Source organism: Rhodoferax sp. GW821-FHT10B06 (genome assembly GCF_059415605.1).
Genome location: NZ_JBWKNO010000021.1, coordinates 16,209 through 28,426, shown reverse-complemented (window position 1 = coordinate 28,426; position 12,218 = coordinate 16,209). Strand labels below are relative to the sequence as shown.

Here is a 12,218-nt window from a genome sequence, read left to right as displayed (position 1 = left end):
ACTCCTGCGCGTGACTAAACATATCTATATTTACTCCCCCTCTGGCGCAGTGCGCGACAAGGCTGCTTTCAAACGCGGCGTCGCCCGCCTCAAATCCCTGGGCCATACGGTGGAAATCGACACCGATGCCCTCAAGAGCCATATGCGCTTTGCCGGCGACGATGCCACCCGCGTTGCCGCCATCCACCGTGCGGCCGCAAGTGGTGCCGACGTTGCGTTGATTTCACGCGGTGGCTACGGACTGACGCGCCTGCTAGGCCAGATCGACTACGCTGCCGTGACCCATGCCATCCATCACGGCACGCAGTTTGTCGGGTTCAGCGATTTCACAGCTTTGCAAAACGCGCTGCTGGCGCAAACCGGTGCCATCACCTGGGCCGGGCCGGCATTGGGCGAAGACTTCGGCACGGCGGAGCTGCCGGACGACATCATGGAAGCCTGCTTCGACGACCTGGTCGAAGGGCAGGGCGAGGGCACCGGCTGGCGACTGGGCCGCGAAGATGCTCAACTTGCTATTGATTCAGTAGCTGCCAGCGCAGATTCTGATTGCGCTAGCGGCAGTTTTTATATCAAAGACGCTACGCTGTGGGGTGGTAATCTTTCAGTCCTCGTGTCGCAGATCGGTACGCCATATTTCCCGGACATCCAGGGCGGCGTGCTGTTTCTGGAGGACGTGGGCGAGCACCCGTATCGCATCGAGCGCATGCTGACCCAGTTGCTGTACAGCGGTGTGCTGGCGCGCCAAAAGGCGGTGGTGCTGGGGCAGTTCACCGGTTTCACCAAGGTGCCGCATGATGGCAACTTCCGGATGGCGACGGTGTTGTCCTGGCTGCGCAGTCAGCTGAAAGTACCCGTTCTGACCCAGCTGCCATTTGGGCATGTTCCCACCAAGGTCTTGCTACCTGTGGGTGCCAAGGTGGAGCTGGCCGTGGAAGGGCGCGAAGCGCTGATCGTATGGGGGCATTTGCCGTCTGGATGCACGGACCCCAGCCACGACCACACCCATCACCACTGAAAACCGCTTAGCTGCCCAGTGAGCTAGGACGCGCCTTCAGGCTGCGGGGCAACGCACCCTGGAACAGCCGTGTAACGTGCTCCATCTTGGCGCGTGCATCTATTTCCCCGCTCTGGCTGGCCAAAGTAGCCATCAGGTCCGCGCGCAGGTACCACAAGACTTGCACATCCTTGGCGGTACGTATCTTGCGTTCCAAGTAAGAGGGGTCGGCCACTGCCGTCTCCAGGCAAGACAGCATCGTCGAGCGGATCAACTCCAACTGCTGCTCCTGCCGAGCATCCACCCGGCCAGACTCCGGACGGAAAAAGCTGAACAGGCTGAGCAGCACGGAGTTTTTAGGGGCGGCCATAGGCAAATAAGTGGGTATTGCACGAGTAACTGAATCCCGCATTTATACCAAGACCCAATTGCCCCGTGCAGTCTTTATAGAGCAAACCCTTCATTTGCCAGCTTGGAACATACTTAAGGCATGTGATTGCATAACATCAGCCTCCAATACTTGAAAGCCCAGCGGGGGAACCACACTTTGCCCGCATAATTTCACGGCACTATCGTATTTTCTTTTCACAATCACTACACCGCTACCACCATGGGCGTTCAGGCCACCGTCGTATTTGTCGATCTCACCGGAAGTACTGCTTTCTATGAAGCTCTTGGCAATGCCAAAGCGGCCCAGACGGTGACACGGTTGACGCAATGGATCGGTGACGTCTGCGTGGCGTACCAGGGTCGCGTGGTGAAAAAGCTGGGCGACGGTGTATTGGCCGTCTTTATCAATGCAGAAAATGCGGTTCGCGCTGTGACCGACATTCAACGTGGCCACCAACTCAGGTTGCTGAAATGGCCGGCCGCCATTCGCATGGAAATCAAGGCTGGCATCGCCTACGGCGAAGTGGTGGAGGTGGAGGGTGACTGCTATGGAGATGCGGTCAATGTTGCATCTCGCTTGAGTGATCTTTCGGGTGCCAACCAGGTCTGGATGACTGAAGCCTTGGTCGATGCGTTGGGCGATGATTCTGGCCTGCGCTTTTTGCGCCTGGGGCCGGTGAGCATACGGGGCAGGGCGGAGCCCCTGCCTTTATACCGACTCGAATGGCAGGACGGCGCCGTGTCCGAGTTCCTGACTATGCAGGCCACGTTGCTGCAAACCGAGCACCCTGTCGAACGCTCCACCGGGCAAATCCATCTGGCCTATCTGGACCACTGCAGCAGCTTTTCGTCTGCAGCTATGCCGGTACATCTGGGGCGGGCCGAAACTGCCGAATTCTTCATCGAGGACCCCCGTGTATCCCGCCTGCATGCCAAGATTGAATGGCGTAAAGGGGCATTTTTTCTTACCGATATGAGCAGCTTCGGCACCTGGGTGCGGTTTGTCGGCAGCGATAACGATGTACCGTTGCGTCGGAATGACTGCGTGCTGCATGCCTCCGGGGAAATTGCACTCGGTGTACCTTTCAATGACTTCAGTACGCCCACGGTTCGCTTCTCGCTGTCACATCCGCATTTCTCGTTTTTTTAGACACCTTGCCGTCTTTCCTGCGCCTTAGGGGATCGGAATGTGAGCGACTAAAATTTGCGCGATGGACACGGCGGCATAGCCGCCAGACTCTTGTCTGCGAGCGGCAGGCCCAGCAATACATATGACTAAGAAGAACACCATTGAATTCGAAGACATGAATCTACAAGTTGGCGTACGACTTCAGATTCTTTTGAACCACAGCAATAACGCTGTGGTGCATTACTCAACGCTGATCGGCTTTGTCGCGGGCGAGTACCTGTTACTGACAATTCCGCAAGACAATGGCGCCATGGTTACCTTGCAAGAAGGCATGGGGGTGGTCATACGGGTCTTTACAGGCGTATCCGTTTTTACCTTTGATAGCCGAATTGAGTCTGTGATGCTAACGCCTCGCAACTTTATGTTGCTGGCCTTTCCCGCAGCTATCCAAAAAGTGGGTTTACGCAAAGCTGTTCGTGTCAAAGCAAACTTACCCGTGCGTGTGAAAAGCCCGGTAGAGGCCGAAGACGTTACGACAGCCACGCTGTCGGATATCAGCCTTTCAGGCGCATTGATCTCCACCAGCAAGTCTCTAGGCACTACTGGCGACGTCATAGCTATTGAGTTTTCGTTGAATGACCAGACCGCAGATCAGTTGGTCACGATAGCAACGACAGCCTCCATCCGCAGTCTGCAGCAATCGGCTGGCAGTACCGCCGATGGAGCCACGTTTCAGACCGTGTATTCCCACGGCATTAACTTCCACGATATTGACGCAGCCAAGCAAGTCGTGCTGCAGAACTTTGTCTACGAGACATTGTTAGTGCATCGCAGTTGAGGGTGACTGCAGCAACATTGCTTCTGCACCATACGCACTACGCGCTCGCGGACCTCGGATGAAAACTTGTTCGACTTCTTCATGGCTCAGTCCTCTACGTGTGCCATTTTTGGACTTTTTCAGCATTACCCTGAAGAACGGCATTGAAGGTGATAACCTATTGCGGAATACCAAATGTGAAGTTTAAAGGGGGCAGCCGGTTTCGTTTTTGTTCAGCAGAAAGGAACGAGCGTATTACGCACTTTTACTATGGAATTTGAACTCCGGAGGGCGCTGGCGCTCAATGAACTAAGGGTTTACTTCCAGCCTCGGGTCAATTTGGCGGGCGGTGACATTTGTGGTGCCGAAGCACTGATACGATGGCAGCACCCTGAGCGGGGCTTAGTTCCTCCATCGGAATTCATTCCCATGGCTGAGAAAACGGGTCTGATCTTGCCGCTTGGTGAATGGGTGGTCCAGAACGTCTGTCGGCAGCAACGTGTTTGGCTGGATCGTGGCCTATCTGTGCCGCCGGTGGCAGTCAACCTGTCGGCGCTTCAGTTTCGCCAGAAGAATTTGGTCCAATTTATCCGCCAGGAACTTGCGGCCAACCAACTGGATGCCAAGTACCTAGAAATAGAAATCACTGAATCCACGTTGATGGACAGTGTTGATGAGGCCGCAGCTACGTTGCAAGAGCTAAGGACGACTGGTATCAAGATATCGTTGGATGATTTCGGCACCGGCCATTCTTCACTTAGTCGACTGCGGCGTTTGCCTATCGATCACTTGAAGATAGATCAATCCTTTGTGCGCAACCTGACCACCGAGCCTGAAGATGCAGCTATATGCTTGGCGATCATTGGTCTCGCCCACAACTTGCGTATGTCGGTGATCGCCGAAGGCGTGGAAACCGAAGGGCAGGCGAATTACCTGCGTCAACACCATTGTGACGAGATGCAGGGCTATTACTTCAGTCGACCTTTACCAGCGGACGACTTCGAAGAACTGCTGGTACTGAGGAGGACCCTGATCCTCCCGCCCCAGCCCACTCACGAACGTCGGACATTGCTTTTGGTGGATGATGAAGCGAATGTGCTGTCTGCGCTCAAACGCGTGTTGCGTTTGGATGGCTACGATATCATCACAGCTAGTAGTGCACGGGAAGGCTTGGAACTTCTATCGATCCATCCGGTGCAAGTGATTGTCTCGGACCAGCGCATGCCGGAAATGAGTGGTTCTGAGTTTCTTTCGCGAGTCCGCGATCTCCATCCTCATACCGTTCGTTTAGTTCTTTCCGGTTACGCCGATCTGCGCAGTGTCTCTGAGGCAATCAACCGCGGTGCTATCTACAAATTTCTTACCAAACCCTGGGATGAGGGGATGCTACGCTCAGATTTACGCGAGGCCTTCCTGCACTTTGAATCGGGGCACCGCAAAATATAAGGGTGTACTAGGGACTCAACGGTAAAATTTTTCCAGGAATGAGCCCTTGCCGTTCTTGGCCAACGTACAAAAATAGCCCCAACGGCCTGGGCGCAGTGACTCAACAAACGCTTTGCAAGAGCTATCGCGTTTAACTTTTGTCGTTTGTGTCGGTGAGGGGGGGAATAGGCAACAGGACCTCCCCCTGCGGGCCCCACTCCACGCGGGTAATGCCGGGCTCTATGGCTTCCAAGCGCTTTTTTTCTATTTCAACAGAGCTCAACTCGTTAAATTGCTGCCGTCCTACGTCGGCCAACTCCCGCTCGTAGCGCTGCTGCCCGGCTCGCTCCAATGCTTGTCGAACATGGTCGATAAAGTCTTTTTCAACCCAGGGTTTGACCAGGTAACGGAATATTTCAACGTCATTAACCACCTGCATAAGACTGTCGAAATCGGACGAGGCACTCAGAATCATACGTACCGCATGGGGTTGGATATACCGCACCAACGCCAGAAACTCTGAGCCATTCATCAAGGGCATTCGGAAGTCGGAAACTACGACATCAAAATGAGACTCCTTCAATTTGGCCAAGGCCAATTCGGGATCCACTGTAGTTTCAACTCTTAACTCCGCACCAAAACCCACCCGCAACATGCGCTTAAGCGCAGATAGCACATGCTCTTCATCGTCCAGCAGCAAAATCCGTTGTTGCATCAGGGCCTCCAGGACGATTTTTTGATAGGTAGCAGCATATGCACTCCGTCACGACTTTCACGCAAGCGCAGCCGCCGAATCAACTCTACGGAGAAAACATGGTCAGCCGCTATAAGCACGCCCCCTTCGCTGGAAAGTAGATCCTGCGCGAGCACCATGCCTGGCCGCAGATTCTCTGTAGATGTCATCACCGGCGGAGCCTCATCCACGGACGAGGCTTTGAGCAGCACCTGCAAAAACACATCCACCACTTCGGGATGGAACTGTGTGCCCCGCCCACGGGAAATCATGGCCCGGGCATCCTGCGCGGCCAAGTTGCCTGTACTTAGATGACCATGCAACAAGTCGTCATAGGTATCCGTCACGGCCAAGATACGCGCCCCCAACGGGATAGCATCACCTGCAATACCGTCAGGGTAGCCTTGTCCATCATGTCGTTCGTGGTGTGCACGAATCAGGGTCGCCACACCATGCATATCGTCCATGGCCATTAAGGCCTGCTCACCCAGCACAGGATGCTTGCGGTAAAGCGCCAACTCATCCACGGTCAACCGCGCCACGGGTCGCGCCAGTATGCTGTCGGACAGGCCGATCTGCCCAATGTCGTGCACCAAGCAGGCAATAAATAGATCTTGCTGCTCGGTTTCGCCCATACCCATGGCGCGCCCGGTACGTCGCGCCAAGTCTGCCACCCGCCGCGCATGTCCAGATAATTGTCCGCCCCGCCACTCCATGACGTTGGAAAATACCTTGATTGAGGTCAGATAGTTTTTTTTCAACTTCTGGGTCAATAGTGACAGCTCGCTGGTGCGCGCTATTACTTTTTCTTCCAAGGTCACATTGAGCTCGGTGAGCTCCTTGTTCTTGTCTTGGAGCAAGGATTCCAGTCGACGCTTTTCACGCTCAAGTGTTTGGCGTTCAAATACTTGTCGGGCTGTTGTAAGAACTTCGACATCATCCCAAGGTTTGGTGATGTAGCGGTACACCTCGCCACTATTGATTGCCGCAATAGTGGACTTGATGTCTGAATAGCCCGTAAGAAGTACCCGTATGGTCAGCGGCCATCGCTCACGCACCTGCGCCAGGAATTGGGCTCCATCCATATTTGGCATTCGCATGTCGGAGAAAACCAGGTCTACAGGCGACTGCGCGAGTAGCTCTAGCGCCTCGGCACCACTGGTTGCCGTAATAACGCTGTAACCACTACCGCGAAATAGTCGGCGTAATGCGGCCACGATATTCGGCTCATCATCCACACACAGAATTCGCCATGCAGGCAAGTCTGCCGCGGCAGAACTCTCGTCCGCCACACTCGTAGGCTGATTACTTACCGATTCGAGTGCAGTGTTCACAGCTCAGCCTCTCGTGGATGAACTATCGGAAGGGTTACTTTGAACCGGGTTCCCACGCCTATCTCGCTAGAAACATCGATATGGCCAAAATGTTTTTTCACAATGCCATAAGAAAGAGACAAGCCCAAGCCAGTTCCCTTGCCGACCGGTTTGGTGGTAAAGAATGGATCAAAAATCCGACCCAGATTTTCCTTGGAAATGCCGCCACCATTGTCCTGAACTTCTACCCACACATTGTCGCCTTCTTGTCCCGTGCGGATTGTGATGGTGCCCCGTTCAACTTGAATAGAATGCGCAGCATTTACTAGCAAATTCATAAACACTTGGTTGAGCTCGGACGGCAGGCATTCAATATCTGGAATTTCACCAAATTCTTTGAGCACATCAGCCTTGTATTTGATCTCATTGTTTACGATGTTCAAGGTCGAAACAATGCCATGGTGCAGGTCCGCCTGGACCCATTCCTGCGTGGTGTCTACACGCGAAAAGTCCTTCAAATTTTGCACAATATTGCGTACTCGTGTGATGCCGTCTTTAGACTCGTTCATCAGCGACGGAATATCTTCTTTCAGAAAGTCTAGTTCAACCTTCTCGCGTAAAGCCTTCAACTGCCCTCCCAGCGGCGTACCCGCCAATGCTGGTTCGGCTTGTTCATAGGCCGACAGCATCTGGAACAGATCGTCAAGATAACGCTCCAGTGTTCCGAAGTTAGAAAAAATGAAGCCAATCGGATTGTTGATTTCATGGGCCACACCGGCAGCCAATTGGCCAATCGATGCTAACTTCTCGGATTGCATCAGTTTGTCTTGAGCGTCTGACAGTCGAGCATTGACTTGCTTCAACTCTTCATTTGCACGCAGTAGCTCCTTAACCTGGTCTCCCGTCAAATTTTCGCTCACATCAGATAGCGCCCCCACATCTCCCACAGCGGGAGCCAAAGCATGGCTATTTGTAGTCAAGATGCGTCTCCTAGGTTAAGAGAATCTGGCACATAGATTCATATTGCGCCTCCGTAGCCCGGAACACTTGGGTATAGGCACTCTCATCCAACGCCAAGCGAGACCACGCAGCCATGGACAGCGGCGGCACCATATCCTCCCTGTAGTGCGACAAGTCCAACGCATGAACAATGTTGTCAGCCACATGCAGCACATCGACCAGGCTTTTTTTCGGCTGAGGCAAAGGATTGTGGTGGTTCGCTATCGCATCTGCAATTGCGGGGGCGAAATTCCAATGCTCAGCTACCACTTTTCCAACCTGTGTATGGTCCGTCCCCCATACAAACTGTTCGGCTTGTTGACTGGAGCAATCTTGCTCACGCCGGTATGCCATGGCTGCGGCATAGTCCCTGCTGTGTCGTGTGGCTAAGACCAAGCGGCCAATATCATGGAGCAGACCTAGGGTAAAAGCAGTATCTTCGTCTAGACCTGCGACTTGCGCCAAAGCACGAGCGCACAAAGCGGTGCCTATTGAATGCCGCCAGAAGGAAGCAAGGTCAAAATTGGAATCTGCCTGTCGTTGCAACTTATCCACTAGACCTGCCGCAATTGCAATGCTGCGCAGTGTACGCATACCCAAAATAGGGGTTGCTTCTGCAATCGAAGTTACTTGACGCGACAAACCATAAAACGAAGAATTCGCCAAGCGCAACGTCTTGGATGTCAAGGCTTGGTCGTGCGAGATCTTTAGTGCCAATTGCTCCATGTTGACATGCGGATCGTTCATGCACTGGATTAGCTCCATTACGATAGCAGGCAGCGCAGGTAAACCACGCGCGCTAAGCAAAATATCCTCGGTCGATAAAGTGTTCACGGCATACTCTCCTGCCGGTATGCAGATACCAATTTAAGCAGCGGGTTGGCTTCACCAGACTGATGTACATACCTGAACAGGTACTGCAGGCGCTGTTCTATCGCCACTTGGCGTTCGCCCCGGACGGCTTCGGATTCCGGCTCAACAGGCGCCAACACAGACACGGCGACCACTCCACGATCACGCAAACCAGCCACCAGAGCGGGTGTTAATACGGCTCCAGCAGGCAGCAAAACTTGCTGCTGAGCATCCAGCACCGGCTCTGCCAGAACCGCAGCTTCTGGCACATCTATTAAAGGGATGGTATTTTTTTGCATCGCTAGTGCACTGATAACTGAGCGTCGACTGATGTCAATACTAGAAGCTTGCCTCGTGATTGACCAGCCCCACCAATCATCCGGCATACAACTCCGTAGGTCTTCTCAAACAAGTGCAGTTGGTGGTAGCTGCCATCTCCCTCACGCCAAACTTGCAGCAGCTCGGGTGAGAAAACCTCTTCCGCATCACAACCCAGCAACAGTGCGCCACTGCCAAACAGTTTTTCAGCATCGGCGTTGACGAAAGCCACCATTCCCGAAAGATCCAGGCCGATGACAGCAGTGGGAATAGAGTCCAACACCTCGCGTGCCACGACCAGGCTGTTTGATTCCCGGCTGATCTGCGCCTGTTGAGCCTCTAGCAGCTTTTGCAAACGCTCATTCACCGCACTCAGCTCCTGGTTCGCTACGATCACCGCGCTGCCCAGACGGCGATTCTCATCCGCCATTTCCTTATGCGAAAAGGCTTCTGCAATGTGGCCGCGCAAGCGTTCGTCGTCCCAGGGCTTAGTCAGGAACTTATAAATGGCACCCTCATTGATAGCGTCCGTGATGGACTGCAATTCGGTATAACCTGACAACACCATGCGCACGGTATCGGGATACAGCTCCTTGGCACGGCGCAAGAATTCCACACCTGTCATCCCAGGCATACGCTGGTCGGATACGATTACATCCACCGAATGCTCGGCCAATCGTTGCAAACCCTGGGCGCCACTGTTGGCTGTCACGATATGGTAGCCATCACGACGCAGCAGCCGCTTGAGTGCGGCAACAATATTGTCCTCATCGTCCACTAGCAGCAAGGTGCGCTGGTGCGTGCGTCGTAGTAAAAGGTGTTCGGGCAGTTGCCGACCTTGCCGCAGTATTTCACTCATCGCATTGGCCGATATAGATGCGCTGAAATAGTGTCCCTGCATTTGATCGCAGTGGTTTGCTATCAACAGGGCAAGCTGCCCTTCGGTCTCTACGCCTTCGGCCAACACTTTCATTTGCAAGCTGTGGGCCATGTTGATAATGGCTCGGGTAATGGAGACATCTTGCGAAGCGGCGGTGACATCGTGTACAAAAGAACGGTCCACCTTGACCACATTGATGGGAAGGGTGCGCAAGTAGCTCAGATTGGAGTAACCAGTGCCAAAATCCTCCAGGGATATTTCAATACCCAGGGCGTTCAGCTCGCTCAGGACACGTGTTACGTGCACGCGCTCACCGACTAATACTGCTTCAGTGATTTCTAGGCCCAAATAGCGGGGCTCAAGTCCGGTTTCTGTCAATATGGCTTGTATACGCCGTACGATATCGGGCTGCAGCAGTTGCCTTGCAGACAGATTCATCGCCACCCTCCCTAACGTTAGCCCTAAGCGCTGCCATTCCAAAGACTGCTCGCACAATGTGCGCAGCACCCATTCCCCAATGGGCACGATCAATCCGGTCTCTTCCGCAACATCCAGAAATGCAGAGCGGGTACCCGACGGTAGTTCGGGTGCATTCCATTGCAACAAGGCTTCAGCCCCTATGACCGCACCGCTCGAAAGATCCAATTTGGGCTGGTAATACAGCTCAAACTCCTGGCGCTCCAGCGCGCGCCGTAGACCGGACTCCAACGCCAGCCGTGTCACCGCTTTTGACTGCATATCCTCACTAAAGACACCAATCTCGTTTTTGCCTTTGGCCTCAGCATGGTAGGTCGCGGCTTGCATGTGGTTCAACAGTTCTTCAGGCTCCCGGCCATGCATGGGAAACAACGCAATTCCCATGGCGCAATTCACCCTGATTTCGTTGTCTGCTACCACCAAAGGCATAGCTAATGCGTCCATCAAGTTCGCAGCAAGCTGCACCGCCATGTTTTCATCTACTGCGCCATCACGCGCCTTGAGAACAGCAAATTCGCCGCTGCCAAAATGTGCCAGTTCATCGCCAGCCTCGATGTTTTCTTGCAGTCGCATCGCCACGGCGGCCAGCAAAAGATTTCCACCCGCCTTACCCAGAGATTCGCTCACCAATTTCAATTGACCGATCTGGATGCCAAGTACGGCAATCTGGGCCTCTTTTCTGTCGGCTTCATGCAGCACCGTTTCCAGACGCTGGCTGAAGGCATTGCGGTTATGCAGGCCCGTTATCTCATCGGTATTGGCCATCGCATCCAGGCGTTGCTCAGCGGCGCGTTGTACGGTAATGTCCTGCAATATGGTGACCGATCGCACGGTCCGCCCCTGAATATCGGCCTCGGCGACACCACGGTGCAGTACGGTGCGCAAGCTCCCATCAGCATGCACAATGCGGTGCTGAAATTCACAAATTTCACCAGGAGAAACTCCTTCGCTGATGGCCTGTACATATGGGCGGTCCACTGCCGGTACCCGCGAAAACAGCCAATCTCGTGTCACGATGGCCTCGTTGGGCGTTTCACCGAAAATATTGAACATTCCAGAGGACAGCGTCACAGCCCCCGTGGCTAGGTCCATTTCAGCTGAGCCAATGCGGGCCACTTCTTCCACATTGCTTAGCAGCTGCGCCCTGGACTCTGCAATACGGGAAGTGCGCTTGATATCGCTGACATCGTGCAAGGTCACCAGATTAGCTGCCCCGCCAGGCAACTCAATCCGTATACCCCGGACCTGGGCCGAAAAACGTGCCCCATCTTTACGCAGGCATTCGATCTCGTAAAAGTCGCCGCCACCTCCCACCATCCTCGCCTGCGAACGCATACGCACCGCGTCACGGTACTCTGGCGCTGTCAGCAATATAGGATCCATTCCGTCAAGCATTTCTTCCAACGGGTAGCCAAACAGTTGGGTCAGATTTGGATTCGCATAGATGAAGCGATCATGCTGTACGACAAACACGGCAGCCTGCACGTGATCCATCAAGAGCCGATAGGTATCGGTGGATAGATTGGCCAACATTGCGTGCTGATCCAGAGGCTCCACAGAGGGGACAGGTATTGCGCTGTTCATACGATACTTAGTACCGCTTGCGCGCCGGGCCTAGATAGTACTTGGTCGTCGCGCACAAAAAAGGGGGGGACGCAAGCATGTTGTGCATTGGAACATCCATATGTCTTTGGCCTCCTGCAGCGTGTCGAACGCACTACCGTCCGTCCCAGCCGCTCGAAACACTTTACACCCAGAATCTAACTCTGTGGGCAAACCATATCAACTTTGCCACGAACTTAGAGCCGTTAAGACAGTTGCTGAACGCCGAAAGAAACAAGGCTGTATGAGTAAGGATGCTTCACTCCAAGCGGATGGGCAACTGACCCAA

11 protein-coding genes are annotated in these 12,218 nt (G+C 53.9%); 4 read left to right on the top strand and 7 right to left on the bottom strand.

What is annotated here, in order from left to right:
* Positions 1-10 precede the first annotated feature (10 nt).
* Complete coding sequence (locus AC07O2_RS23125; protein ID WP_495234566.1) at positions 11-1,015, top strand: LD-carboxypeptidase; 1,005 nt, start codon at positions 11-13, stop codon at positions 1,013-1,015.
* Between the two features lie 7 nt (positions 1,016-1,022).
* Here AC07O2_RS23125 and AC07O2_RS23120 read toward each other — a convergent pair whose 3' ends face one another.
* Entirely contained in the window at positions 1,023-1,364 is a 342-nt protein-coding gene (locus AC07O2_RS23120) for a hypothetical protein (RefSeq protein ID WP_495234565.1), read from the bottom strand.
* Between the two features lie 240 nt (positions 1,365-1,604).
* Between AC07O2_RS23120 and AC07O2_RS23115 the strand changes: the two genes are divergently transcribed.
* The 3 genes from AC07O2_RS23115 (at position 1,605) to AC07O2_RS23105 (ending at position 4,776) form a co-directional block, all read left to right on the top strand.
* A complete protein-coding gene (locus AC07O2_RS23115) occupies positions 1,605-2,534 on the top strand; it encodes an FHA domain-containing protein (RefSeq protein ID WP_495234564.1) in 930 nt (309 codons plus the stop codon).
* A gap of 121 nt (positions 2,535-2,655) precedes the next feature.
* On the top strand, positions 2,656-3,351 hold the full coding sequence (locus tag AC07O2_RS23110) for a flagellar brake protein (RefSeq protein WP_495234563.1): 696 nt from the start codon (positions 2,656-2,658) through the stop codon (positions 3,349-3,351).
* Positions 3,352-3,600: 249 nt separating this feature from the next.
* Complete coding sequence (locus AC07O2_RS23105; protein ID WP_495234562.1) at positions 3,601-4,776, top strand: EAL domain-containing protein; 1,176 nt, start codon at positions 3,601-3,603, stop codon at positions 4,774-4,776.
* A 130-nt stretch (positions 4,777-4,906) separates the two neighbouring features.
* Here the strand turns inward: AC07O2_RS23105 and AC07O2_RS23100 are convergent, their stop codons facing one another.
* Genes AC07O2_RS23100 through AC07O2_RS23075 form a run of 6 tightly spaced genes read right to left on the bottom strand, consistent with a single transcriptional unit; the run spans position 4,907 to position 11,860 of the window.
* Entirely contained in the window at positions 4,907-5,470 is a 564-nt protein-coding gene (locus tag AC07O2_RS23100) for a response regulator (RefSeq protein WP_495234561.1), read from the bottom strand.
* Positions 5,470-6,822, bottom strand: coding sequence for a response regulator c-di-GMP phosphodiesterase, NosR family (gene nosR / locus AC07O2_RS23095; protein ID WP_495234560.1), 1,353 nt, complete (start codon positions 6,820-6,822; stop codon positions 5,470-5,472). Before nosR ends, AC07O2_RS23100 begins: the two co-directional genes overlap by 1 nt.
* The gene (locus AC07O2_RS23090) at positions 6,819-7,781 is read right to left on the bottom strand and encodes an ATP-binding protein (RefSeq protein ID WP_495234559.1); all 963 of its coding nucleotides are present in this window, start codon (positions 7,779-7,781) and stop codon (positions 6,819-6,821) included. Before AC07O2_RS23090 ends, nosR begins: the two co-directional genes overlap by 4 nt.
* A gap of 10 nt (positions 7,782-7,791) precedes the next feature.
* Complete coding sequence (locus AC07O2_RS23085) at positions 7,792-8,634, bottom strand: HDOD domain-containing protein (RefSeq protein WP_495234558.1); 843 nt, start codon at positions 8,632-8,634, stop codon at positions 7,792-7,794.
* Positions 8,631-8,951 (bottom strand): hypothetical protein, encoded by a 321-nt coding sequence (locus tag AC07O2_RS23080; RefSeq protein WP_495234557.1) that lies wholly within the window; start codon positions 8,949-8,951, stop codon positions 8,631-8,633. Before AC07O2_RS23080 ends, AC07O2_RS23085 begins: the two co-directional genes overlap by 4 nt.
* 2 nt (positions 8,952-8,953) lie before the next feature.
* Complete coding sequence (locus AC07O2_RS23075) at positions 8,954-11,860, bottom strand: EAL domain-containing protein (RefSeq protein WP_495234556.1); 2,907 nt, start codon at positions 11,858-11,860, stop codon at positions 8,954-8,956.
* Positions 11,861-12,218: the final 358 nt, after the last annotated feature.

Coding starts and splice junctions, on each gene's coding strand:
- AC07O2_RS23080 (WP_495234557.1), bottom strand. CDS start 8,951: ATGCAAAAAAATACCATCCCTTTAATAGATGTGCCAGAAGCTGCGGTT.
- AC07O2_RS23105 (WP_495234562.1), top strand. CDS start 3,601: ATGGAATTTGAACTCCGGAGGGCGCTGGCGCTCAATGAACTAAGGGTT.
- AC07O2_RS23120 (WP_495234565.1), bottom strand. CDS start 1,364: ATGGCCGCCCCTAAAAACTCCGTGCTGCTCAGCCTGTTCAGCTTTTTC.
- AC07O2_RS23115 (WP_495234564.1), top strand. CDS start 1,605: ATGGGCGTTCAGGCCACCGTCGTATTTGTCGATCTCACCGGAAGTACT.
- AC07O2_RS23075 (WP_495234556.1), bottom strand. CDS start 11,860: ATGTTGGCCAATCTATCCACCGATACCTATCGGCTCTTGATGGATCAC.
- AC07O2_RS23110 (WP_495234563.1), top strand. CDS start 2,656: ATGACTAAGAAGAACACCATTGAATTCGAAGACATGAATCTACAAGTT.
- AC07O2_RS23100 (WP_495234561.1), bottom strand. CDS start 5,470: ATGCAACAACGGATTTTGCTGCTGGACGATGAAGAGCATGTGCTATCT.